The sequence below is a fragment of the Bittarella sp. HCP28S3_D9 genome, assembly GCF_052065655.1.
Classification (GTDB): domain Bacteria; phylum Bacillota; class Clostridia; order Oscillospirales; family Ruminococcaceae; genus Bittarella; species Bittarella massiliensis.
Map to the genome: position 1 here is coordinate 1 of NZ_JBQHTP010000025.1, position 21,732 is coordinate 21,732.

The 21,732-nt window shown below is 64.5% G+C and carries 25 protein-coding genes and 2 pseudogenes; 3 read left to right on the plus strand and 24 right to left on the minus strand.

Going from position 1 to position 21,732, the window contains the following annotated elements; genetic code table 11:
• The 7 genes and pseudogenes from ACTNAU_RS11550 to ACTNAU_RS11580 all read right to left on the minus strand — a co-directional run.
• A pseudogene (locus ACTNAU_RS11550) lies at window positions 1-110 on the minus strand (acetyl-CoA carboxylase biotin carboxyl carrier protein subunit); the annotation flags it as partial.
• Window positions 111-133: 23 nt separating this feature from the next.
• On the minus strand, window positions 134-1,525 hold the full coding sequence (locus ACTNAU_RS11555) for an acyl-CoA carboxylase subunit beta (RefSeq protein ID WP_441098505.1): 1,392 nt from the start codon (window positions 1,523-1,525) through the stop codon (window positions 134-136).
• A 144-nt stretch (window positions 1,526-1,669) separates the two neighbouring features.
• Window positions 1,670-1,981: a hypothetical protein gene (locus ACTNAU_RS11560; RefSeq protein WP_185915033.1), complete on the minus strand. Its 312-nt coding sequence runs from the start codon at window positions 1,979-1,981 to the stop codon at window positions 1,670-1,672.
• The gene (locus ACTNAU_RS11565) at window positions 1,978-2,730 is read right to left on the minus strand and encodes a pseudouridine synthase (RefSeq protein ID WP_441098506.1); all 753 of its coding nucleotides are present in this window, start codon (window positions 2,728-2,730) and stop codon (window positions 1,978-1,980) included. The genes ACTNAU_RS11560 and ACTNAU_RS11565 overlap by 4 nt, the downstream gene beginning before the upstream one ends.
• A gap of 178 nt (window positions 2,731-2,908) precedes the next feature.
• Window positions 2,909-3,142 carry a TM2 domain-containing protein gene (locus tag ACTNAU_RS11570; RefSeq protein WP_441098507.1) on the minus strand — a complete coding sequence of 78 codons (234 nt, stop codon included), beginning with the start codon at window positions 3,140-3,142 and terminating at the stop codon, window positions 2,909-2,911.
• A 752-nt stretch (window positions 3,143-3,894) separates the two neighbouring features.
• Window positions 3,895-4,293, minus strand: a complete 399-nt coding sequence (locus ACTNAU_RS11575) for a TM2 domain-containing protein (protein WP_441098508.1) — start codon at window positions 4,291-4,293, stop codon at window positions 3,895-3,897.
• A gap of 106 nt (window positions 4,294-4,399) precedes the next feature.
• On the minus strand, window positions 4,400-5,626 hold the full coding sequence (locus ACTNAU_RS11580) for a D-alanyl-D-alanine carboxypeptidase family protein (RefSeq protein ID WP_441098509.1): 1,227 nt from the start codon (window positions 5,624-5,626) through the stop codon (window positions 4,400-4,402).
• 170 nt (window positions 5,627-5,796) lie between these two features.
• Here ACTNAU_RS11580 and ACTNAU_RS11585 point away from each other — a divergent pair, with 170 nt between their 5' ends.
• On the plus strand, window positions 5,797-6,045 hold the full coding sequence (locus ACTNAU_RS11585) for a hypothetical protein (RefSeq protein WP_021660942.1): 249 nt from the start codon (window positions 5,797-5,799) through the stop codon (window positions 6,043-6,045).
• 75 nt (window positions 6,046-6,120) lie between these two features.
• Here ACTNAU_RS11585 and ytfJ read toward each other — a convergent pair whose 3' ends face one another.
• The 5 genes from ytfJ to ACTNAU_RS11610 form a co-directional block, all read right to left on the minus strand.
• Entirely contained in the window at window positions 6,121-6,585 is a 465-nt protein-coding gene (gene ytfJ / locus ACTNAU_RS11590; RefSeq protein ID WP_185915028.1) for a GerW family sporulation protein, read from the minus strand.
• The gene (locus ACTNAU_RS11595; protein ID WP_441098510.1) at window positions 6,582-7,238 is read right to left on the minus strand and encodes a DUF2953 domain-containing protein; all 657 of its coding nucleotides are present in this window, start codon (window positions 7,236-7,238) and stop codon (window positions 6,582-6,584) included. The genes ytfJ and ACTNAU_RS11595 overlap by 4 nt, the downstream gene beginning before the upstream one ends.
• A 101-nt stretch (window positions 7,239-7,339) precedes the next feature.
• Complete coding sequence (gene scpB, locus ACTNAU_RS11600) at window positions 7,340-7,915, minus strand: SMC-Scp complex subunit ScpB (protein WP_441098511.1); 576 nt, start codon at window positions 7,913-7,915, stop codon at window positions 7,340-7,342.
• A gap of 15 nt (window positions 7,916-7,930) precedes the next feature.
• Window positions 7,931-8,638, minus strand: a complete 708-nt coding sequence (locus ACTNAU_RS11605) for a segregation and condensation protein A (protein WP_441098512.1) — start codon at window positions 8,636-8,638, stop codon at window positions 7,931-7,933.
• A gap of 39 nt (window positions 8,639-8,677) precedes the next feature.
• Window positions 8,678-9,343, minus strand: coding sequence for a site-2 protease family protein (locus tag ACTNAU_RS11610; protein WP_441098513.1), 666 nt, complete (start codon window positions 9,341-9,343; stop codon window positions 8,678-8,680).
• A 223-nt stretch (window positions 9,344-9,566) separates the two neighbouring features.
• On the opposite strand from ACTNAU_RS11610, the gene rpmB reads away from it, so the two are divergent.
• Window positions 9,567-9,755 (plus strand): 50S ribosomal protein L28, encoded by a 189-nt coding sequence (gene rpmB / locus ACTNAU_RS11615; protein ID WP_021660935.1) that lies wholly within the window; start codon window positions 9,567-9,569, stop codon window positions 9,753-9,755.
• A gap of 198 nt (window positions 9,756-9,953) precedes the next feature.
• On the opposite strand, the gene ACTNAU_RS11620 is transcribed toward rpmB, so the two are convergent.
• The 10 genes and pseudogenes from ACTNAU_RS11620 to rihB all read right to left on the minus strand — a co-directional run bounded on the left by ACTNAU_RS11620 (window position 9,954) and on the right by rihB (window position 18,930).
• Window positions 9,954-10,964, minus strand: coding sequence for an NAD(P)H-dependent glycerol-3-phosphate dehydrogenase (locus ACTNAU_RS11620; RefSeq protein WP_441098514.1), 1,011 nt, complete (start codon window positions 10,962-10,964; stop codon window positions 9,954-9,956).
• Between the two features lie 58 nt (window positions 10,965-11,022).
• Window positions 11,023-11,679, minus strand: a complete 657-nt coding sequence (gene plsY / locus ACTNAU_RS11625; RefSeq protein ID WP_021660933.1) for a glycerol-3-phosphate 1-O-acyltransferase PlsY — start codon at window positions 11,677-11,679, stop codon at window positions 11,023-11,025.
• Between the two features lie 176 nt (window positions 11,680-11,855).
• The gene (gene der, locus ACTNAU_RS11630; protein ID WP_256135800.1) at window positions 11,856-13,175 is read right to left on the minus strand and encodes a ribosome biogenesis GTPase Der; all 1,320 of its coding nucleotides are present in this window, start codon (window positions 13,173-13,175) and stop codon (window positions 11,856-11,858) included.
• Window positions 13,172-14,341, minus strand: a complete 1,170-nt coding sequence (locus ACTNAU_RS11635) for a DUF512 domain-containing protein (protein WP_368044597.1) — start codon at window positions 14,339-14,341, stop codon at window positions 13,172-13,174. Before ACTNAU_RS11635 ends, der begins: the two co-directional genes overlap by 4 nt.
• Window positions 14,339-14,494, minus strand: a pseudogene (locus tag ACTNAU_RS11640) (PDZ domain-containing protein); the annotation flags it as partial. The gene ACTNAU_RS11635 and the pseudogene ACTNAU_RS11640, both read right to left, overlap by 3 nt.
• Window positions 14,495-14,614: 120 nt before the next feature.
• Window positions 14,615-14,797 (minus strand): 50S ribosomal protein L32, encoded by a 183-nt coding sequence (gene rpmF, locus ACTNAU_RS11645; protein ID WP_021660930.1) that lies wholly within the window; start codon window positions 14,795-14,797, stop codon window positions 14,615-14,617.
• Between the two features lie 39 nt (window positions 14,798-14,836).
• Window positions 14,837-15,328, minus strand: a complete 492-nt coding sequence (locus ACTNAU_RS11650; RefSeq protein WP_185915020.1) for a YceD family protein — start codon at window positions 15,326-15,328, stop codon at window positions 14,837-14,839.
• Window positions 15,329-15,446: 118 nt separating this feature from the next.
• The gene (locus ACTNAU_RS11655) at window positions 15,447-16,346 is read right to left on the minus strand and encodes a diaminopimelate dehydrogenase (protein WP_279287167.1); all 900 of its coding nucleotides are present in this window, start codon (window positions 16,344-16,346) and stop codon (window positions 15,447-15,449) included.
• Window positions 16,347-16,484: 138 nt separating this feature from the next.
• Window positions 16,485-17,906 carry an MATE family efflux transporter gene (locus ACTNAU_RS11660; RefSeq protein WP_441098515.1) on the minus strand — a complete coding sequence of 474 codons (1,422 nt, stop codon included), beginning with the start codon at window positions 17,904-17,906 and terminating at the stop codon, window positions 16,485-16,487.
• Window positions 17,907-17,997: 91 nt separating this feature from the next.
• Window positions 17,998-18,930 (minus strand): ribosylpyrimidine nucleosidase, encoded by a 933-nt coding sequence (gene rihB, locus ACTNAU_RS11665; RefSeq protein WP_441098516.1) that lies wholly within the window; start codon window positions 18,928-18,930, stop codon window positions 17,998-18,000.
• Between the two features lie 123 nt (window positions 18,931-19,053).
• Between rihB and yeiL the strand changes: the two genes are divergently transcribed.
• Window positions 19,054-19,737 (plus strand): transcriptional regulator YeiL, encoded by a 684-nt coding sequence (gene yeiL / locus ACTNAU_RS11670; RefSeq protein WP_441098517.1) that lies wholly within the window; start codon window positions 19,054-19,056, stop codon window positions 19,735-19,737.
• 182 nt (window positions 19,738-19,919) lie between these two features.
• On the opposite strand, the gene ACTNAU_RS11675 is transcribed toward yeiL, so the two are convergent.
• Both ACTNAU_RS11675 and ACTNAU_RS11680 read right to left on the minus strand, forming a co-directional pair.
• Entirely contained in the window at window positions 19,920-20,333 is a 414-nt protein-coding gene (locus tag ACTNAU_RS11675; RefSeq protein ID WP_185915015.1) for a hypothetical protein, read from the minus strand.
• A 48-nt stretch (window positions 20,334-20,381) separates the two neighbouring features.
• The gene (locus ACTNAU_RS11680; protein WP_185915014.1) at window positions 20,382-21,722 is read right to left on the minus strand and encodes a glucose-6-phosphate isomerase; all 1,341 of its coding nucleotides are present in this window, start codon (window positions 21,720-21,722) and stop codon (window positions 20,382-20,384) included.
• Window positions 21,723-21,732 lie beyond the last annotated feature (10 nt).

Sequence of the window (21,732 nt, forward strand, 5' to 3'; positions counted from 1 at the left end):
GCGGGGGCCGGAGCGGGAGCGGGGGCAGCCACGGGGGCGGCGCCGGCGGCCAGCTCTTCCACAGCCACGTCGTAAGCGGTGCCGTTGACAGTTATGTTAAATCTTTTCATGGTGATACTCCTCCTCTATGTTGTTACAGCGGCATGTTGCCATGTTTTTTGGGCAGTTTGGCGACCCGCTTGCCCGCCAGCATCTCGGCGGCGCGGATCAGGGTGGCGCGGGTCTCGGCCGGGTCGATCACGCAGTCCACGTGGCCCTTTGCCGCCGCCTCAAAGGCGGAGGCGGTGGTGTCGATGTAGGCCTGCACTCTGGCGGCCCGCTCGACCACCGGGTCGGCGGCTGCCTTGATCTCCTCGCCGTAGAGGATGTTCACCGCGGCCTCGGGGGCCAGGGTGGAGAGGACGGCGGAGGGCCAGGCGACGGTCAGGTCGGCGGAGGCGTTTTTGCCGGCCAGGGCCACATAGGCGGCGCCGTAGGCCTCGCCGGTGATGACGGCGATCTTCGGGCAGGTGGCCTCGGCGTAGACGTGGGCCAGGCGGGCCGCGTCGCGGATGCCGCCGGCCAGCTCGTCGGAGGAGCTCTCTTTAAAGCCCTTGCAGTTGAGCAGGGTGATGACCGGGATGGCGAAGCTGTCGCAGATGGAGACAAAGCGGGCGATGCGGGCGCTGGCGCCCTTGCACAGCCGCTGGTCGCCGCCCACGGTGGCCACTACGCCCACGGCCTGTCCGGCCAGGGTGGCCAGGGCGGTCACGGCGTTGGGGGCGTTCTCCAAGAAGGTGACGTTCCCCTCGTCAAAGATGCTCTCGATGACCTCTTTGGCGTCGTAGGAGGACAGGTCCTCGCAGGCGGCCCGCAGCTTCTCGGCGGCAGCGGGCTCGTCGTACTCGCAGTAGGGGGCCTCGGAAAGGTTGTTGAGGGGCAGCATGGAGACGATCTTCTTGGCCTCCTCGACGGCGGCCATGTCGTCCTCGGCCACCAGCTGCACCACCCCGCTGCGCACGGCGGCCTCGGCCTTGCCGGCGCCCTCGACCTTGTCGCCGGCAGCGCTGGAGACAAAGGGAGCAGTCAGGAAAAACTCGGCGTCTTTGGCCATGATGACCAAGTCGGCGTTGGCGGCCATCAGGGCAGAGGTGCCGGCGCAGACCCCGGCGATGACCGCGATCTGGGGGACCACGCCCGAGAGGGCGGCTGAGCGCTGCAGCATCTCCCCGTAGGCGGCGAGCACCTCGCTGTTCTCGGCGATGCAGGCGCCCTTAGAGTCGTAAATGCCCACCACGGGCACCCCCACCTTGGCGGCCATCTCGTACACCTTGGCGATTTTGGCGCCGGTGGCGGCCGAGACGGCGCCGCCCGCGACCGAGCTGTCCTGCGAGAAGGCGAAGACCGAGCCGCCGTTTACCATGCCGTACCCGGTGACCACGCCCGCGCTCTCACAGCCCGCCTTGGCAAAGGCGTCCAGCTCGACAAAGCTGCCCTCGTCAAAGAGCCGGTCCAGCCGCGCATAGGCCACCGACTCTCTGTCCAATTTGCCGCTTTGCTCTGAGAGAATTTCCAGTCTGCTTTTTGGACTCATCGTTGTTCCTCCATTTCTTTTTATGTCAAGTAGCAGTGAATAGCAAAATCAAATACAGTATACAGCATTGCCGAAAAAATAACAAGGTGCCGCCCGTCAGTTTTTACAGTTTTTGCAGGTCTCGAAGAAGGCGGCGATGCCCCCGGTCTCCCCCACTTGGCAGACGGTGTAGCCCAGGGCGGCAAAGGCGGCGGCGGCCGCCTCGTCGGCGGGGCCGTAGTCCAGGTAGCCCCGGCGCTCGAAGTAGTCCAGGCAGGCGCGAAAGACCCCGTCGACCACCGGCAGCTCGGCATAGGCGGGGGCCCCCAGCAAGACGGTGTTCCCCCGCAGGGAAAAATCGCAGGAGGCGAGCGTCCGCCCCCCTTCGGCGGCGGCAAAGCGCTCCCCCGCCCGCTGGATGCGGATCACTTTTTCTCCCCCGGGCCGCTCAGGCCGGCCGCCCCACGCAGGGCCGCCACCTCCTGTTTGGTGAGGGGGCGGTAGGTGCCGGGCTTGAGCATCCCCAGCTTGAGGGGGCCGAAGGCGGTGCGCTTGAGGCGGGCGACCTCCAGCCCCACCTCCTCGCACATCTTGCGGATCTGGCGGTTGCGCCCCTCGCGGATGACGAACTCCAGCACACAGCGGCCGGGCTGCTTGTCCAGCACCCGGATGGTGGCGGGGGCGGTCTTGCGCCCGTCGATGTAGATGCCGTCGCTCATGGCGACGATCTGCTCGTCGGACGCGTCGGGGCGGACGGTGACCCGGTAGGTCTTGGAGACCTTTTTGCTGGGGTGCATCATCAGGTTGGCGAAGGCGCCGTCGCTGGTGAAGAGCAGCAGCCCCTCGGAGTTTTTGTCCAGCCGGCCGATGGGGTAGACCCGCTCCCCCACCCCGGCCATCAAATCGGCCACACAGCGGCGGCCCTGCTCGTCCTGCAGGGTGGTGACATAGCCCCGGGGCTTGTGCAGCATCAGGTACTGGTACTCGGCTTTGGGGGCGCCGTTCACCCGCTCCCCGTCCAGGGTGACCAGGTCTTTGCGGGGGTCGATCTTGTCCCCCAGGCGGGCGGGGTGGCCGTTGACCTTCACCCGGCCGCGCTGAATGTACTCCTCGGCCTTGCGCCGGGAGCAGACGCCCCACTGGGACATGGCTTTTTGCAGTCGTGTATCTCTAGGCATAATATCCTCCTTTGGCCATACATCTGTATTTTACCATGTTTTTGGCCGCAGCACCACGCCATTTTGTAAAATGTCTGCGCCCAAATCCGCCCTTTGCCGCCGGCTCCCCCCTTCCCGGGGCAAAAAAGAGCGGGCGCCGGGGACTTGGCGTCCCGCGCGCCCGCTCCCCTTTGGCCCCCTACACCCGGATGGGAAGGCCGTACCGGTCCCGAAAGCTGCCGGCGAAAAGGCTGACCCCGTCGATGACCCAGCCGATGCCGCACAGGCCGAAGGTGAACAGGTAGAGGAGCCCCATCCCCACCTTGCCGGCGTAAAATTGGTGCGCCCCCAGGTAGCCCAGCAGCAGCCAGAGAAGGATGGCCACCCACCTGCTCTTGGGGCTTGCCGCCTGCACCGGCTGCTGCACCGGCACGCGGGGCTGCGGGATCGAAAACGCCGGCCTGGGCGGAGGCGCCCCCCAGCCAGGCGCCACCGGCGGGGGCGCGGCCGGCCCCTGCGGAGGCAGCACCGTGCCGCAAAATTTGCAGACCCCGTCCAGTCCGATCTCCGCGCCGCAGTTGTCACACTTCACGCACATCTCCCCCTCTGTACTTTTTCATGGTCTATGATAGCACAAAACACCCGTTTTTGCACCCCCGCGGGCCCATCTCACCCGCAGCCAAAACCGCCGGCAAAACAGGTGGGCGGCATCGGCCCCAAAAGGGCATCGCACCGGCGCGCGGCCCAGGGGATGGTTGCACTGGGCGCGCGGCCCAGGGGACGGTTGCGCCGGGCGCACGGCCCATGGGATGATTGCGCCGGGCGCGCGGCCCGGGGGATGGTTGCGCCGGGCGCGCGGCCCAAGGGGTGGTTGCGCCGGGCGCGCGACCACCGGCAAACTGGCAATCGAGAATGCCGGTCCGCGCCGCCTCTATTCAGAGATCGTCTTTTTCTTTGCGCATTCCTCTCCATTCAGGAGGCCTTCCGCCAGCGCCGTTTGCCCCCGGTAGCGGCAGGGGGGGCGGCCGCCCAAACAACAGAGGGGGGAGGGCGAAAAACGCCCTCCCCCCTTTTTTGACAGAGAAATGCCGACAGCCGCCGGCAAACGCCCCTTTGGATGCTCCCCCAGTCGCCGCCTAGGAGAGGGGGACCCTCTCCCCGCAGGGACGTCCCCCTGCCGCCCCCTCAATTTTTGATGGGATAGCCGTGTTGATCTTTAAAGGTGCCGGCGAAAAGGCTGATGCCGTCCACCAACCAGCCGATGCTGAAAAGCCCGGCGGTGAAGAAGTAGATCAGCCCCATCTTCATCTTGCCGGCGTAGAACTGGTGCCCCCCAAAGAGACCAAAAATCAGCCAGATGACGATGGCCACCACCTTGCTTTTGTCGCTCACCTGCTGCGCCACCGGCTGACAGACCGGCTGCACCACTGGAGCGACCACTGGCGGGACCACTTCCGCCCCCGGCGCCGTCCCGTAGTAGTTGATGGTCACGTTCTGCACCGTTTCCTTCTGCGGCGCGGTATGGCCGCAGAACTTGCAGGCGGTGGCCTCGCCCATCTCTGCGCCGCAATTCTCGCACTTCATCTTCCGTCTCCCCCTCAAAGCTGTTCTTTTTCGACATACTTTAGCACAAAACAGCCCCGCATATCTTATGCTGACAGCATATTTTCAAGCGGAAAACGGGGAACTCTCACCGGTCCTTTTTCTGAAAGAGGCCCAGCAGCCACTGCCAAAAGCCCTTTTTGGGGGTCTCCTTGGCCGCCACCCCCTGGGAGGCGACGATCTCCACCCGCAGGGCCTCCCCCTCCCCCGCGGTGTAGAGGATCTCCCCCACCACCTGGCCCTCCGCCACCGGGGCGTAGAGGAAGGGGGGCAGGTTGACCGTCTTTTTCAGGGCGCTGCCGTCTTTCAGGAGGAGCTCTTCCAGGTCGCTCTCCACCCGCACCGGCACCGTCTCCGCCGTCCCCCCGACCACGTCCAGGGTGGCCACGTAGGTGGGGTCGGTGGGCTGCCGGTCGCCGGTGCCGAAGCCGTAGTCCATCAAGTCCTTGTGCACCCGCCAGTCGTCGTAGCAGTGCAGGGTGACGCAGATGAGGGTCGCCCCGTCCCGGGTGGCGGCTGAGACCAGGCAGCGGCCGGCCTTTTTGGTGAAGCCGGTCTTCATCCCCACCGCCCCCTCCATCTCCCGCAGGAGGCGGTTGGAGTTGCGCAGGTGCCAGCGGGTGCCGCTGACGGCGATGGCCGCCTCCGAGCTCCCGCAGATGGCGGCGAAGTCGGGGTTTTGCAGGGCCGCCCGCGCCAGGATGGCCATGTCGTAGGCGCTGGAGTAGTGCGCGTCGTCCGGCAGTCCCGAGGGGTTTGCAAAGTGGGTGTCCGCCATCCCCAACTGGGCGGCCTTCTCGTTCATCCGCTCCACAAACTGGTCCCCCGCCACCACCGAGGCCACGCAGGCCGCCGCGTCGTTGCCCGATTTGAGGAGCATCCCGGTCATCAGGTCCCGCAGGGTCAACTGATCCCCCGCCTTGAGGCCCAGCATGCTCCCCTCGGTGTTCACGTCCTCGGCCGAGACGGTGTAGAGCTGGTCCAGCGGCCCGCTCTCGGCCGCCAGCAGCCCGGTCATGATTTTGGTGGTGCTGGCCATGGGCAGCTGGGCGTGGATGTCCTTGCCCGCAAACACCTCGCCGGTGTCGGCGCTCATGAGGATGTAGGCGTCGGCCTCCACCTTGGGGAGGACCGGGTCCCCCGCTTCCTGTTTCCCTTCGGCCCCCCTCGCCTCCCCCCCAAAGGAGAAGAGGAGGAGCCCCGCCAGCAGCAGGGCCACCCCCCGGCGGGCGGCCTGGCGGTCCCAGGCCCGCTCCCAGCTCGCCCCCCTCCGGGGCCGTCTGTCCGGTTTTGCCGCTGTCTCTCTTCTCTTCAAAAAAACCACCTGCCCATTCAAAAAATCCTATGCGGAGGGCCGCTCCGCCATGACAGCCCGGCCGCCATTTCAAATTTTTGCCGCCGGGCGCAACTCGGGGCCGGTTTGCGGGAAGACTATCTCTGCACCCACGATCCGCTTTTAACTTTTGAAAGAGGGAGGAATCAACCGTGAACGATCCGCGCCAAAACCAGTGGCCGGTCGACCCGGAAGACGACGAGGCGCTCTACTTCGACATGCTGGGGGTGGCCTCCAGCACCGAGACCACCGGGCTGACCCCCACGCCCCCCATCACCGGGGCCGCGGTCCAGTCTTACAGCGAGCTCTCCGACGTCCCCCTGGCCAAAGACCGGATGCCCGAGCTGGAGGGGGAGGAAAAGTGTCCCCGCGACCCCCTCAACGGCGAGGGAGACCGCTAGCTCCAGCCAGGCGACAAAAAAGGGACAGGCCCAATGGCCTGTCCCTTTTTGCTCTGTTCGTGGGTGCGCCGCCGCTCAAAACTCGGGGAAGCGCAGCTCCCCCTCCATAGGGGCGGGGTCGGGGGCGCCCTTTTCCGGCTGCGGCCCGCCCTTGGCGCCCTCTTTCTTGGCGGCGGCCTTGGAGACGATGCCCGAGACCCGGTCCACCACGCCGGGGACCATGTTCACCAGCCGGTCGGCGGTGGTGTCCGACTTCTTGGTGAACTCCAGCAGCCGCACGTCGTCGCCGTTGACCACCAAAAAGCCCACCGGGGAGACCGAGAGGCCCGCCCCGCTGGCCCCGCCGAAGACCTGTTTGGGGGTCTTGGTGGGAAAGTCGCTCCCCCCCGAGGCAAAGCCGAGGGAGACCTTGGAGACCGGGATGATGACCCCGCCCTTCCCCACCGGGATGGGCTCGCCGATGATGGTGTTGCCGTCGATCATCTCTTTGATCTTGTTCATCGCCGTATCAATGAGGCCTTGAATGGGATGTTCGCTCATTTGTGTGCACCGCCTTTATCTTCCTTTGCGCCCGGCTTGTCCGGGGCCTTGACACTTCTATTTTGGAGCAATTTGACGGCGACTATTCCCGCCGTTATCAATAGTATAATCGGTAGCGCCACGATTTGGAAGGACAAATCCAAAAAAAATTCCGGCTCGGAGAAGTTGGGCTCCACCTGCACCCGGTCAAACCGGCAGTCAAAGGTGTTGGCCACCAGCCCCAGGCCGGCGTGGACGATCCCCCCCACCTGGCCGTAGAGAACGGCCGTCTCGTGGGGCTCGTCGTCCCCCACCCGCAGCCGCAGATCAAAGCGGCGCAGGTGGATGTGCCGGGTCAAAAACCGCAGCCCCGAAAGGGTGGAGCGGAGGATGTCCATCACCAGCCCCAGCTGTTGGGAGAGGGGGGTCTTCTTCCCGCCCTGCCCCTTCTTCTTGCCCTTTCCCTTCGCGGCCCGCACCTCATCCGCCTCCGCCTGTTCGGCCTCCTCGGCACCCTTGAAGGGGTAGACGGGGAAGCGCAAAAAGAGGTAGCGGAGGGTGGCCCGCTGCTCCTCCAGGCCGATCTCGACCTGGATCTTTAAGGGGATGAGCAGCAAAACCGCCAACAGCAGGAGAAGGCCCAGGAGGATCCGCCCGATCCACACCCACACCATGGCACGTTCCCTCCTCTCCCCTTTTCCGCGGGCGGCGGCCGCAGCAGCCGGTCACCGCCCTCCGCCCGGGTGATGTTTGTCCCCCTTGCGGGGATCGCGCGTCAGCTCTCGGCCAGCTTCTCCGTTTCCTCCGCCCCTTCCGCCGACTCCTCGGCGGCCAGTTCGGCAAACCGCTCCACCTGGGGCAGGTCCTCCAGGGAGCGCAGGCCGAAACAGCGCAGAAAGTTGTCGGTGGTCTTGTAGGCCATGGGCCGGCCGGGCAGGTCCAGCCGCCCCTGTTCGGCCACCAGCCCCTTCTCCACCAGGTTGACCACGGTGGAGGAGCTGTCGATCCCCCGCACCTGTTCAATGAAGGAGCGGGTCACCGGCTGGTTGTAGGCGATGATGGCCAGCACCTCGAAGGCCGCCTGGGAGAGGGGGGTGTTGCGCTTGACGTCCAGGGCGCGCTTGACCTCCTCGGAATAGGCCTTCTTGGTGGCCAGCTGGTAGCCCTCCCCCAGTTGGAGGAGAGCCAGCCCGCTGCCGGGCCGCTCGCAGTCGTCCTGTATGAGTTTGCACACGTTTTTGACGGTGGAAACCTCGATCTCCAAAATTTCGGAGAGCTTTTTGGGGCTGAGGGGCTCGGCGTAGGCGAACAAGACCGCCTCCACCGCCCCCTTGGCGTGGTTGATGTCCATTGGGGTCTCCCCTCCCTATCTCTTCTTTCCCCTCAGGGTGATGGCGCCGCTCTCGTCGTCCAGGGCGATGCGGCCGCCCTTGATGAGTTCCAGCACCGCCAAAAAGGTGGCCACGTTCTCGGTCTTTTCGTACTGGCGGCCAAAGAGGGTCTGCAGCCGCAGCCCCGCCGACTTGGTCAGCCGCCGCAGCACAAAGACGATGCGGGAGGAGACCGAGACCACCCGCCTGGCCACGATCCCCGAAAAGCTGGACTTGGGGGGCGCCTGTTTGCGCAGGATCTTCCCCCGCAGGGCCGCCAGGGCCGCCAGCAGCTCTTCGGGCTGGTGGCGGCGGGTGTAGAGCAGGTCTTTGGGGGCGGGCAGCTGGTTGCGCACAAAGTGGGCCAGGGGGTCGTACTGCCCCCGCAGCTCCCCGGCGATCTGCCGGCAGATCTGGTACTCGATGAGCTGGCCCTGCAGCTCGGCCTTGAGCTGCTCCCGCTCCTCCTCGTGGCGGGGGAGGAGGAGGACCGTCTTCATGTAGACCAGGCGGGAGGCCATCTCCAAAAAGTCGCCGGTAAGCTCCATGTCCAGCTGCTCGGCCCGCTCCATATAGGCGGTGTACTGGTTGACCAGCTCGGCGATGTTGATGTCGTAGAGATTCAACTTGTGTTTGGAAATCAGGTGGAGGAGCAGCTCCAGCGGCCCCTCGAATTGCGGCAGGGTAAAGTTGACTTCGGCCACCTGCTGTCCCCCTCCTCTCTCAAGTGGTAATTGGTCGCGTCAGACGATGGCCCGGGCGATCAGGTCGATAAAGCCGGTGAGGAAGCCCAGCCCCTTGTAGATGAAGCTGGTGAGGAACTGGATGGGCCAGTCCAAAAAGCCCAGCAGCAACAGCATCAGCACCGCCAGGGAGATGTAGGTCTGGTACTCCTGCAGCTTGTAGGTGACGTGGGCGGGCACGAAAAAGGCCAGGATGCGAAACCCGTCAAAGGGGGGCACCGGCAGCAGGTTGATGACGGCGATGGAGATGTTGATCTGGGCGATGAGCACCAGCATCTGGATGAGGAAGAGGTAGAAGGCCGAGCCCAGCAGGGCGGGCACCAGCAGGGCGACAAGGCTCATCACCTTCACCAGGGCGATGAGCACCAGGGCCAGCAGGACGTTGGCCATCGGCCCCGCCAGGGCGGTGAGGGCCAGCCCCTTTTTCTGGTTGCGGTAGAAGTAGGGGTTGATGGGGGTCTTGCCCCAGCCGATGCCGGTGAGCAGCATGCAGAGGCTGCCCAGGGGATCCAGGTGGGCGATGGGGTTGAGGGTGAGGCGGCCCTGGTTCTTGGCCGTGGGGTCCCCCAGCTTATAGGAGACCAGGGCATGGCCGAACTCGTGCACCGGGATGACGGTGAAGAGGGCGATGACCCGGACGATGACCGTCACAAGAAGTTGTTGCATGAGGAGGGTGTTCCCCTTTCCGATCTTTCAAATTGCCGGGCGCGCAGCCCCGTCCCGCGGGGGCGCGCCCGGCCCGATGCTGTCTATTATATCGGTTTGCCGCCAAAAAAACAATAGCGGCCCCCGGCGTTTTTTGAAATTGGGGCTTGCTTTTGGATGCAGATTCTGTTAAAATACATTCGTTGACTTCTAGAATGTTCTTATTGTAGGGAGGTGCAGATAGATGGCAAAATGCGATATCTGTGGCAAAGGCGTGACCTTCGGCATCAAGGTCTCTCACTCGCACCGGCGTTCCAACAAAGCTTGGAAACCCAATGTCAAACGCGTGAAGGCGGTTGTCAACGGCACTCCTTGTCGCGTAAACGCCTGCACCCGTTGCTTGCGTTCCGGCAAAGTGACCCGCGCAATCTAACCTGGGCAGACGGCAAAGGCCAGACCGATTTCGGTTTGGCCTTTTTTGTCGTTCCGATCTCCCCTGCCGCCGCCCCCGCTTCCCCTTTTGCGGCTGTGGGAGGCAAAGGCAAGGGAAAAGGGGAAGATGAAAGAAAAAAAGAGGGCCGCTGCCGGCGTGTTTGCCGGCGGCGGCCCTCCCCTTTTTTGCGGGTATCCCCTACTCCCCGAACCAGACCTGCTCGCTCTCGTGCTTGCGGGGCCGGCTCATGAGGTTTTTGATCCCCTGGCGGCAGTCGAGGCCGTTATAGAGCACCTGGAACATCTGCTCGACGATCGGCATCTCCACCCCGGCCTGCAAGCTCAGCTCCCGGGCCACCAGGGTGGCGGTGTAGCCCTCGACGGTCATCCCGATCTGCTTGATGGCGTCGGTGGCCGCCATCCCCTGGCCGATGAGGAGGCCACAGCGGCGGTTGCGCGAGTGCATGCTGGTGCAGGTGACGATCAGGTCCCCCACCCCGGTGAGGCCGGCGAAGGTCTCGCTGCGCCCGCCCATGGCCACCCCCAGCCGGGCGATCTCGGACAGGCCGCGGGTCATGAGGGCCGCCTTGGCGTTGTCCCCCAGCTTGAGGCCGTCGCTGATGCCGGCGGCCAGGGCGATGACGTTTTTCAGCGCCCCGCCCAGCTCGACCCCCACCACGTCGTCGTTGAGGTAGATGCGCAGGTTGGGGTTCATCAGCACCGTCTGCACGTACTCGGCGTTGGCCCTGACCTTGCAGGCGGCGACGATGGTGGTGGGCACCCCGCGGGCCACCTCCTCGGCGTGGGAGGGGCCCGAGAGGGCCACCACCTGGTGGCCGCCGATCTCGGACTCGATGACCTGGGTCAGACGCAGCTGGGTGCCGTTTTCCAGCCCCTTGGCCACGTTGGCCAGCACCGCCCCCTCCGGCACGTGGGGGGCGACCTTTTGGGCGGTGGAGCGCACCGCCTGGCTGGGCACGGCGAAGAGGAGCAGCTGCGCCCCCTCGGCCACGGCGAGGTCGGTGCTCACCCCCACGTCGGGGTCCAGCACCACCCCGGGCAGCAGCTTTTTGTTCTCCCGCTCGTAGGTGAGCAGGTCCACCTCCTCCTGGAAGGGGGACCAGAGGGTCACCTCGTTGCCGTAGGAGCGGGCCATCACCGCCAGGGAGATACCGAACCCGCCGGCGCCCAAAATCACGATCTTTGCCATCTGTACAACCGCCTTTCCCCGGGGCGAACGCGCCCCGCTGTATTGCAGGGGGCCTCCCCTATTTCTGCACCTTCTCTTTTTTCTTGCCGAAGCGGTTCTCCTCGCCCCGCAGCAGCCGCCCGATGTTGGAGCGGTGCATGAAGACGATGATGGCCGCAAAGATCACCGCGCAGATGGTGACGGTGACCGGGTCGCGCCCCAGGGCGCGGGAGACGAAGTAGGTGATGACCGGGTAGCACAGGGCCATGACGATGGAGCCCAGGGAGACGATCTTGCTGGTAAAGGTCACCGCCGCAAAGACCACCGCCGTCAGGGCCACCGAGATGGGGTCGATGAGGACCGCCGCCCCCGCCGAGGTGAGCACCCCCTTGCCCCCCTTGAAGTGGAAGTAGAGGGGGAAGATGTGCCCCAGCACCGCAAAGTAGCCCCCCAGATAGGCCCCGTAGATGGGGTCGAGCCCCAGGGCGTACTGAAAGACCAGCCGCCCGAGGAGCACCGAGATCGCCCCCTTGGAAAAGTCCCCCACCGCCACCAGGGCGGCCGCGCCCTTGCCGGCGGTGCGCAGCACGTTGGTCATCCCCGCGTTGCCGCTGCCGTACTTGCGCACGTCGTCCTTCAAAAAGACCTTGCCCACGATGACCGCCCAGGAGACGCTGCCCAGCAGGTAGGAAACCAGCGCCACCCCGGCCATCCAGAGAATCTGTGTCGCCGTCATCTCAAAACCCCTCTCAACTGTGTTTTTACAGCCCAAAAGAGCCCCGCCTTCCCCGCCGGGGCTCCCTCTTCTTTTTTTCCATTGTACCACAGAGACGGAAAAAATGCGGCCCTTTTTAGGGGGAAGGCCCATTCTTTTTTCCTTGCCTCTGCCCCGGAGTTCCCTCTCTCCCGGGGCTACTCCCCCCGCTGGCGCACCGACAGGCGGATGGGAGTGCCCTCCAGGTCGTACTGCTCGCGGATCTGGTTTTCCAGATAGCGCTGGTAGGAGAAGTGAAAGAGCTCCTTGTTGTTGACAAAGCAGACGAAGTGGGGCGGGTTGGTGGAGGCCTGGGTCATGTAGTAGATCTTCAGCCGCTTGCCCTTGTCGGTGGGGGGCTGCACCCGGGCGGTGGCGGCGGCGAGGATGTCGTTGAGCACCCCGGTGGTGATGCGCAGGGAGTTGTTCTGGTGGGCCTTGACCACCTTTTCAAAGAGCTGGCCCAGCCGCTGCCCGGTGAGGGCGGAGATAAAGACCATGGGGGCGTAGGGCATGAAGGAGAAATCCTCCTGCAGCTGTTTGCGAAAGGCCTGCATGGTGTGGGTGTCCTTCTCCACCGCGTCCCACTTGTTGACGGCGATGACGCAGGCCTTGCCCTGCTCGTGGGCGTAGCCGGCCACCTTGGAGTCCTGCTCGGTAAAGCCCACGGTGGCGTCGATGACCATCACCGCCACGTCGGCCCGGTCCACCGCCATGAAGGCCCGCAGCACCGAGTAGCGCTCCACCGAGTCGTCCACCTTGTTCTTGCGGCGGATGCCCGCCGTGTCGATGAAGACGAACTTGCCGTAGCGGTTTTCCACCCGGGAGTCCACCGCGTCCCGGGTGGTGCCGGCGATGTCGGAGACGATCATCCGGTCCTCCCCCAGGACCTTGTTGATGAGGGAGGACTTGCCCGCGTTGGGCTTGCCGATGACCGCCACCTTGATGGCGTCCTCGTCCTCGTCCTCCTCCGCCTGGCCGGGCAGCTCGTCCACCACCGCGTCCAGCAGGTCGCCGGTGCCGTGGCCGTGGACCGAGGAGACGGGCAGCGGCTCGCCGATGCCCAGGTTGTAAAACTCGTAGAACTCGGCCGGGAGGCCGCCCACGCTGTCGCACTTGTTGACGCAGAGGACCACCGGCCGCCGGGATTTGTGGAGCATGGCCGCCACCTCCATGTCGGTGGCGGTGACCCCGTCGGGCAGGGAGACCACGAAGATGATCACGTCGGCGCTGTCGATGGCCAGTTGGGCCTGCCGGCGGATGTGCGAGAGGATGACGTCGTCGGAGTGGGGCTCGATGCCGCCGGTGTCCACCAGCAGGAAGGTGCGCCCGCCCCAGTTGCAGTCGTAAAAGATGCGGTCCCGGGTCACGCCGGGGGTGTCCTCCACAATGGCCAGACGCTGGCCGATCAATTTGTTAAACAGGGTGGATTTGCCCACATTGGGCCGCCCCACCACCGCCACTACCGGTTTGCTCATTGCGCATTCCCTCCCAACACGGCCTGTATGAAGCCGTATCCGTCGTTTTCCACCAGGGTCAATTTGGCGCCCAGGCGCGCTTCCAGCGCCTCTCTGGGCACGTCGTCCAAGAATTTGTCCTGCTCGTGGCGGAGCATGCAGGTGGGCACCAGCACCCGGTCGGAGAGGAGCTTGCCCCCCGCCTGCCGCTCGATGTCGGTGGCGGTGACCAGCCCGGCCACCGTCACGTTGCCGCCGAAATACTCGTTTTCGATCACGTGCACCCGCGCCTGCAGCCCGGGCACCCGCCGGGCCAGCGCATCCACCATCCCGCGGATGTAGTCGGCCGCGCAGACCCCGGTGACCAGGTCGCAGGGGGATGTCTGCACCGGGTCTTCCAGCCGGGCCAGCTCGCTCTCAAACTCCTCCAGCAGCAGGGCGGTCATCCCCACCCCGTTTTGCAGCTGCTCGAAATCGCCGTAGTAGCCGCTGTCGGGGAGCGGCCGCCCGGCGAGGATGAAGAGCTCGTCCCCCGGGTAGATGAGCCGAGTGCCGTGCTCCTTCAAAAAGGCGTCGGTGAAGCGGTGGATCTGGTCCAACACCGCCCCCGCCCCCGCCGGGGTGAAGGGGGTGAGCTGGCAGAGGCCTTGGCGGTATTTGGTCAGCCCCACCGGCACCACCGACACGCTGGACACGCTGGGCCAGAGGGCCCCCAGGTCGGCCATGGTCCGCTCCAGCTCCGCCCCGTCGTTGTAGCCGGGGCAGAGGACGATCTGGCAGTTGAGGCGGATGCCCGCCTGCGCCAACTGGCGCAGGTAGTCGAGCTTCTCCCCCGCAAAGCGGTTGCCCATCATCTCCCGGCGCAGGTCGGGGTTGGTGGTGTGCACCGAGACGTTCACCGGGCTGATGTGCATCCGCTTGATGCGGTCGATCTCCCGCTGGTGGAGGTTGGTCAGGGTGACGTAGTTGCCGAAGAGGAAGGAGAGCCGCTCGTCGTCGTCCTTGAAATAGAGGGTCTCCCGCATCCCCGGGGGCATCTGGTCCACAAAGCAGAAGATGCAGTTGTTGGTGCAGGAGTGCTGCTTGTCCATCAAGTAGGTCTCGAATTCCAGGCCCAGGTCTTCGTACTCGTCCTTCTCGACGATGACGCCCTGCAGCTCTCCCCCGCTCTCAAACTCCAGCTCCACCTCGGTCTCGCTGGAGTAGAACTGGTAGTCCAGCACGTCCCCGATCTCGTTGCCGTTCACCTTCAGCAGGCGGTCGCCCGCCTGAAACCCCGCCTCCTCGGCCGGGGAGCCGGGGATGACCCGGGTCACAGTCACTGCCATCTCTGCCTCTTCACGCCCTTCCCTAACCGGGCCGCCAACGCGCGCGGCCCCTCTCTATCAGAATGCCCCGCCGGACGGGGCCAATCCACGAAAAAAAGAGAGGGACCACCCTCTCTTTATCTCTGAGGAAGCTTACGCTTCCTTTTTGATGATCTCTTTGCCTTTGTAGAAGCCGCAGTTGCCGCACACTCTGTGAGGGGCTTTCAGCTCGCCGCATTGCGGGCATTTGGAAAACGCGGGCATCTCCAATTTCCACACGTTGGAGCGGCGTTTGTCCCTTCTGGCTTTGGACAACTTTCTCTTTGGTACTGCCAAGTTCAGCACCTCCTTAACATTGGTCTTTCTGGAAAAAAACTATTGCAATAGCTCTTTTAAAGCTTCCAGGCGGGGGTCGATCTGCCTTTTGTCGCAGCCGCAATCACCCTGGTTCAGGTTCGCCCCGCAGAGGGGGCAGAGGCCTTTGCAGTCCTCCCGGCACAGAAATTTGAGTGGGAAATCCAGCCGGAGGTCGGTGATGGCGACCTGGTCCAGATGGACGGCATCACCGTCGACAATGATGTCTTCATCGGAACCATTGGGCGACTCCTTGACGAGGGTGTGGGTGTACCGGTACTCGAACGCCCGGGAAATGGGGTCGAGACAGCGGTCGCACACCGTCTCCACCCGGCCGCTCACCGCAAAGTGGAGTTCGGCGATCTGGGCGCGGTTGACCGCTTCTCCCACAATGTGGAGGGAGGCCGGCCGGTCGTCGTCGCCGTAGAACTCGCTCTGGGGAACTTGCAGGGTGTAGTCGAAGGGGAGGCGAAGCCCCTCCTCCGCAAGCAGGCGCTTTACGTTTAAAAGCATAGTGACTCCTTAGTCCGCCACAGACTTATTATATAGACTCCCCCTGGGGTTGTCAACGAAAATCCGCGGCTTTTTTCCTTGTTTTCTCAAATTTTTGCGGGTTTTTGGCGCCAAGGGCCTAGACCAGGGCGCGGATCAGGCTGCCCCTGTCCCCCGGCAGCAGGTCGATGACCGGCAGGTCGATCATGGTGTAGGCCCCCGGCGCGCGCTTGCAGGCGGCCCGGGCCGCGCAGACGAGCACCTGGGCGGTGAGGGCGGGGTTGTTGATCGACATATTGAACTCGAAGTTCTGGTTGTGGGTGGTGCCGCTGACCCCTTTGCGCACCAGGTTGACCCCGTGGCCGGTGTCGATGAGGGCCTTCACGTCCTCCACCTGGGCGACGTGGGTCTCGTCGTGGACAAAGTAGGGGTCTGCCAGGACGGCGGCCTTCACAGCCGCAAAGTCGGCCCCCTCTTTGAGCTGGACATAGACCATCCGCCGGTGGACGCCGGTGCCGGTGGGGATGGTCATGGACAGGGCGTTCTCCACCCCGGGGATGGCCTTGACCGCCACCGTGTGCCCCATGCTCATGCCGGGGCCGAAGTTGGTGTAGGTGATCCCCTTGGGGGCCAGCCCCTGCAGCAGGGCCCGCACCACCGAGTCGCTGCCCGGGTCCCACCCGGCCGAGACCACCGCGGCCGCCCCGCCGGCCTGGGCCACCGGGGTCAGCTCCTCCACCAGGTCCCAGATGCCGGTGTGGATGTCGTAGCTGTCCACGGTGTTGATCCCCTGGGCCAGGTACTCCTTGGCGTACTGGGGCACCGACCGGGTGGGGGTGCAGAGGATGGCCACCTGGGGCTTTTCGGGCAGCTCCTTCACGTCGGAAACCACCGGCACCCCGGCCAGATCGGCGGAGAGTCCCTGGCGGCTGGCCCCTCTGCGCACCAACCCCACCAGCTGAAAGTCCTCGGCGGCCTGCACCGCCTCGACGGCGGCCCGGCCGATGTTGCCGTAGCCGACAATTGTCGCTTTGATCATCTTCATCGCACTCCCTTTTCCCATATTTGCCCGGCGGCCCCGGAGATGGACCGGCTGGCCGCCGCTGATCGCGCAAAGACAGTGTACCCCATTTTTGCCCCCCTCGTCAATACGAAAGAAGGGGGATGGGGGCGCCGCCTATTCCCCCGCCCGCCCGGCGGGGACCGCCTCTGCCTCCTCGGCCTTTCGCAGCGGCTTCCAGACGGTGGCCAGCATGGTCAAATAGCAGGCCGACCCGCCCACGAAGTTGGAGACCGGCTCGGCCAGAAAGACCCCGATGACCCCCAGGCCGCCGATGCGGGGCAGGAGGATGGTCAGTGGCACCACGATGATGGCCTTGCGCAGCAGGGAGAAAAAGACCGCCTGTTTGGAGCGGCCCAGGGCCACAAAGGTGGACTGCCCCGCCATCTGAAAGGCCATCATGAAGTAGCCGAAGAAGTAGACCCCCAGGGCCTGGGCCCCCTTGCCCACCAGGTCGGGGTCGCTGCTGAAGAGGTGGATGAACGGCTGGGGGAAGAGCATCAGCACCAGCCAGGCCGCCAGGGTGTAGACCACGCAGACCACCGACATGAAGCGGATGCCGCTGCGCACCCGGCGGTACTCCCTGGCGCCGTAGTTGAAGCCGATGACCGGCTGGGCGCCGTTGGTCAGCCCGTTTATCGGCATGCTCACCACCTCGCGCACCGAGTTGGCCACCGTCATGATCCCCACGTAGAGGTCGCCCCCGAACTGCTGCAGGTTGATGTTGCAGACGATCTGCACCAGGCTGTTGGTGATGGCAAAGCAAAAGGAGCTCATCCCCAGGGAGACGATCTCCCCCACCAGCTTCCAGTTGGGCTTCATGGTCTTTTTTTGCAGCCGGTAGATGGCCTTTTTGCCGGTGAGGAAGCGAAACACCCAGGCGGCCGAGAGGAATTGGGAGATCACCGTGGCCAGGGCCGCCCCCTGCACCCCCATGTGGAGGACAAAGATGAACAGCGGGTCCAGGAGGATGTTGGTCACCGCCCCCAGGAGGACGGTCATCATCCCCATCTTGCCAAAGCCCTGGGAGTTGATGAAGCTGTTCATCCCCAGCCCCACCATCACAAAGACGCTGCCGCAGAGGTAGACGGTGAGGTAGCCGTCGGCGTAGGGGAAGGTCTGCCCGCTGGCCCCGAAGAGCCGCAGCAGCGGCCCCTTGAAGGCCAGAAAGAGGGCGGTGAGGACCAGCCCGGTGGCCACCATCATAAAAAAGGAGTTGCCCATGATGGTCTCGGCCCGCTCGTCGTCCCCCTTCCCCCGGGCGATGGAGCAGAGGGGGGCGCCCCCCATCCCGAAGAGGTTGGCAAAGGCGGTGATGATGGAAATGATGGGGAAGGTCAGCCCCAGGCCGGTGAGGGCCAGGGTCGCCGCCTCGGGGATGTGGCCGATGTACATCCGGTCCACCACGCTGTAGAGGACGTTGATGAGCTGGGCCAGGGTCATGGGCAGGGCCAGGTTGAGGATGTTGCGGGACACCTTGCCCTTTGAAAAGTCGTTTTGTCTCTCCGTCGGGATCGCCTCCATTCGCACGCTGTTCATTATACACCGATTCGGGGGCGGGGGCAACGGGGCGCGAAAAGCCGGGGGGGGGCGCGCCGATCGCGCCTGCCCCCGGCTAGGAGGGGGGAGTTTAGTTGTACCGGGCCACGCAGTCGGCCACCAAGTCCCAGAAGCGGCCGCCGTCCAGGGTGATGCCCACCTGGCAGTTGGCGGGCTTGCCGGTGGTGCCGAAGTAGTCGCAGACGGTGCGGCCGTAGCTGGGGCCGCCGCTCCGGTCCACCTCCACATACATCTCTTTCATGGTGAAGATGGTGGGGTCGATGAGGTAGGCCACACAGGTGACATCGTGTACCGGGCCCCCGTCCAGGCCGTAGGCCTCGTGCTGGGTCTTCCAGGTGAAGCGCATGATGTCGCCGAAGAGCCGGCCGCCCACGTTGTCAAACCCCTCCATCCGCTCGATGACGTCCATGGTGCAGGCGGTCTGGTTGGTCAGGTCCAGCCCCATCATCGCGATGGGCACCCCGGAGGAGAACACCACGTGGGCGGCCTCGGGGTCGGCGTAGATGTTGAACTCGGCGGCGGGGGTGGTGTTGCCCAGCCCGTAGGCCCCGCCCATGAGGACGATGCGCTGGATCTTTTGCAGGATGCGGGGCTCGCTGCGGATGGCCACCGCGATGTTGGTGAGGGGCCCCACCGGCACCAGGGCAATGTCCCCGTCGGAGGCCAGCAGGGTGTCGATGAGATAGCGCACCGCCGGGGTCTTTTCCGCCTGCCGGGTGAGGGGGGCGAACACCGGGCCGTCCAACCCGCTCTCGCCGTGGATGTTGGCCGCCACCACCTGCTCGCGCACCAGGGGGCGGGGCATCCCCGCGTAGACCGGGACATCGAGCCCCAGGTGCTGGCAGAGGTGCAGGGCGTTGGGCAGGGTCTTATCCAGCGTCTGGTTGCCCGCCACCACCGTGACCCCCAGCAGTTCGATGGCCGGGTGCCGGGCCGCCACCATCAGGGCAATGGCGTCGTCGTGGCCGGGGTCGCAGTCCAAAATGATTTTCTGTCGCATCATCAGCGTTCCTTCCTCTCTCGTCGGGCGCGGCCTGGCGGCTGCGCGGCTCTCTTTACAGTTGTAGTGTAGCAGTCCCCGCGCTATACTGGGTATGAGATTTCTCACATCAAGGAGGGATGCCCTGTGGTCTTGGTCGACGACCAGCCGCTGCTGGACCGCTTTTTGCGCCAGTCCGACTTTTTGGACTGCTTCTCCTTCCCCGCCCAACAGTATGCCCGGCTCTACCACCTGGAAGCGGGGGAGTACATCCTCGAGGAGGGGGCCCAGCCCGCCTTCCTCTACTACCTGGTCGCCGGGCGGGCCAAGCTCTACATGACCCTGCCAAACGGCAAGGTCTCACTCATCGACTTCTTTCGCGCCCCTTGCTTTGTGGGGGAGATGGAACTCATCGGGGTGCAGCGCAGTTCCCGGGCGGTGCAGGCCCTCTGCGGCTGCTACTGCCTGGCCCTGCCGATCGAGGAGTGCCGGGAGCGGCTGTTGGGCGACCCCCGGTTCTTGCGGCGCCTCTGCGTCTATTTGGGGAGCAAGAATGTCCGCACCGTCCTCTCCCTCTCCCAAAACAAGGGCTTTCCCCTGGAAAACCGGCTGGCCCATTTTTTGCTGTTGGCCGCGCCAGACGGCTGGTACGCCGAAAAGCACACCCACGCCGCCGAATACCTGGGGGTCAGCTACCGCCACCTGCTCTACGTGTTGGCCGACTTCGTGTCCAGGGGGTATCTGAAAAAAGAGGGGGGCGGCTATCTGCTGGCCGACCGGGCGGCGCTGGTCTCGCTGGCCCAGGGCCTTGAGCCGCCGGAGGGCGGGTAAGCACCTGAAAGCCGGCGCGCTGGGAGCACCGGTCGATTTTTTCCTTTTGCTCTTTTGATCTTTTGCTCAGACCCCTCTCGGGCGGGCGCCTCTCCCCCTCTCCCCGGCGCAGAAAAGAGCCCGCCCGGCGCGCATTTCAGCGCGGCCCGGGCGGGCTCTGAAAGGGGTCTATAAAACGGAGGTCACAGGTACTTCTTCATGTTCTCGGGGAGCAGGTCCTCGTCGGCGGAGACGGTGAAGACCAGGTTCACGTCCTTGATCTCGGCCACGCCGGAGAGTTTGTCGAACATGGCGCCCAGCCCCTCCAAATCCTTCTCGGGGCCGCCCACCTTGAGGATGGAGTCCACAAAGACATGGGTGATGTCGTAGTTGCCGGCCATCAGGCCCAGGATGAAGCCGTAGAAGATATCAAAACCGCAGATGCCGTAGGCGTCCATGTCCACCAGGCGGACATTGGAGTCCACATCGTACCGGAGTTTCAGGGTTTTGTCCAAGCATACCACATTTCCAGCTGAAGTTTTTGCTGCGTCGTTGATCTGCTCAAGGAGTTTTTTGGTCTTGCCCGAGCCTCTGCTGCCAACAATGAGTTTTATCATAGTGGTGTACCTCCTATATTTTGGTCCCGCCCCGGAGTGGGGTGGGGACTATTCCTGAATTTCTTTGACGAGCTCTTCCCGCAGGTCCTCGTAGCCGGGTTTGCCCAACAGGGCGAACATGTTCTTCTTGTAGCTCTCCACCCCGGGCTGGTCGAAGGGGTTGACCCCCAGCAGGTAGCCGGAGATGGCGCAGGCCTTCTCCAAGAAGTAGACCAGGTAGCCAAAGGAGTGGGCGTCCATCTTGTCGATTTGGAGGACCGCGTTGGGGACGCCGCCCTTGACGTGGGCGAGGATGGTGCCCTGCATGGCCTTTTTGTTGACGTTGGACATGTTCTGCCCCGAGAGGAAGTTCAGCCCGTCGAGGTTTTCGGGGTCCTCGGGGATGAAGAAGTCGCTCTTGGGTTCGGCGAAGTCGATGACCGTCTCAAACAGCTGCCGCCGCCCGTCCTGGATGTACTGGCCCAGGGAGTGCAGGTCGGTGGAGAAGATGACGCTGGAGGGGTAGAGGGCCTTGTGGTCCTTGCCCTCGCTCTCGCCGTAGAGCTGTTTGAACCACTCGTTCATCTGCCCGTAGGAGGGCTCGTAGCTGGCCATGATCTCGACCGAGTAGCCCTTGTTGTAGAGGATGTTGCGGACCGCCGCGTACTTGTAGCAGTCGTTTTTCTCAAGGCAGGGGTCGGTAAAGGCATCCTGCGCCTCTTTGGCGCCGGCCATCACCGCGTCGATGTCGCAGCCCGCCACGGCGATGGGGAGCAGCCCCACCGGGGTGAGCACCGAGTAGCGGCCGCCCACGTCGTCGGGGATGACGAAGGTCTCGTAGCCGTTGCGGTCGGAGAGCTCTTTGAGGGTGCCGCGGGCCTTGTCGGTGGTGGAGTAGATGCGCTCCTTCGCGCCCTCGGGGCCGTAGCGCTTTTCGAGCAGTTCTTTAAAGACCCGGAAGGCCAGGGCCGGCTCGGTGGTGGTGCCGGACTTGGAGATGACGTTGACCGAGAAGTCGACCCCCTCGCAGAGGGCGAGGATGTCGTTTAAGTAGCTGGGCGAGATGGTGTTGCCCACAAAGTAGATCTGCGGGGTGTCCTTCGCCAGGGCATTGTAGTTGTTGCTCTTGATGTACTCGATGGCGGCGCGGGCCCCCAGGTAGGAGCCGCCGATGCCGATGACCACCAGCACTTTGGACTGCTGCTGGATCTTCTTGGCAGCGGCCTTGATCCTCTCGAACTCGGCCTTGTCGTAGTTGGTGGGCAGGTCGATCCAGCCCAGGAAGTCGTTGCCCAGACCGGATTTTTCGTGGAGGGTCTGGTGGGCGGCGCAGACCAGGTGCTGCATCCCCGCGTACTCCTCCGGGCGGATAAAGTTTGCCAGGTAGTTGGTATTGAGTTTCACTGCCATTTTACTTCCC

What these genes read in the sequence shown, in the direction of transcription:
- ACTNAU_RS11565 (WP_441098506.1), bottom strand. Translation starts at nt 2,730, where the DNA reads ATGCCTAGAGATACACGACTGCAAAAAGCCATGTCCCAGTGGGGCGTC.
- ACTNAU_RS11575 (WP_441098508.1), bottom strand. Translation starts at nt 4,293, where the DNA reads ATGAAGTGCGAGAATTGCGGCGCAGAGATGGGCGAGGCCACCGCCTGC.
- ytfJ (WP_185915028.1), bottom strand. Translation starts at nt 6,585, where the DNA reads ATGAGCGAACATCCCATTCAAGGCCTCATTGATACGGCGATGAACAAG.
- ACTNAU_RS11595 (WP_441098510.1), bottom strand. Translation starts at nt 7,238, where the DNA reads ATGGTGTGGGTGTGGATCGGGCGGATCCTCCTGGGCCTTCTCCTGCTG.
- scpB (WP_441098511.1), bottom strand. Translation starts at nt 7,915, where the DNA reads ATGGACATCAACCACGCCAAGGGGGCGGTGGAGGCGGTCTTGTTCGCC.
- ACTNAU_RS11610 (WP_441098513.1), bottom strand. Translation starts at nt 9,343, where the DNA reads ATGCAACAACTTCTTGTGACGGTCATCGTCCGGGTCATCGCCCTCTTC.
- rpmB (WP_021660935.1), top strand. Translation starts at nt 9,567, where the DNA reads ATGGCAAAATGCGATATCTGTGGCAAAGGCGTGACCTTCGGCATCAAG.
- ACTNAU_RS11620 (WP_441098514.1), bottom strand. Translation starts at nt 10,964, where the DNA reads ATGGCAAAGATCGTGATTTTGGGCGCCGGCGGGTTCGGTATCTCCCTG.
- plsY (WP_021660933.1), bottom strand. Translation starts at nt 11,679, where the DNA reads ATGACGGCGACACAGATTCTCTGGATGGCCGGGGTGGCGCTGGTTTCC.
- der (WP_256135800.1), bottom strand. Translation starts at nt 13,175, where the DNA reads ATGAGCAAACCGGTAGTGGCGGTGGTGGGGCGGCCCAATGTGGGCAAA.
- ACTNAU_RS11650 (WP_185915020.1), bottom strand. Translation starts at nt 15,328, where the DNA reads ATGCTTTTAAACGTAAAGCGCCTGCTTGCGGAGGAGGGGCTTCGCCTC.
- ACTNAU_RS11655 (WP_279287167.1), bottom strand. Translation starts at nt 16,346, where the DNA reads ATGATCAAAGCGACAATTGTCGGCTACGGCAACATCGGCCGGGCCGCC.
- ACTNAU_RS11660 (WP_441098515.1), bottom strand. Translation starts at nt 17,906, where the DNA reads ATGAACAGCGTGCGAATGGAGGCGATCCCGACGGAGAGACAAAACGAC.
- rihB (WP_441098516.1), bottom strand. Translation starts at nt 18,930, where the DNA reads ATGATGCGACAGAAAATCATTTTGGACTGCGACCCCGGCCACGACGAC.
- ACTNAU_RS11675 (WP_185915015.1), bottom strand. Translation starts at nt 20,333, where the DNA reads ATGATAAAACTCATTGTTGGCAGCAGAGGCTCGGGCAAGACCAAAAAA.
- ACTNAU_RS11680 (WP_185915014.1), bottom strand. Translation starts at nt 21,722, where the DNA reads ATGGCAGTGAAACTCAATACCAACTACCTGGCAAACTTTATCCGCCCG.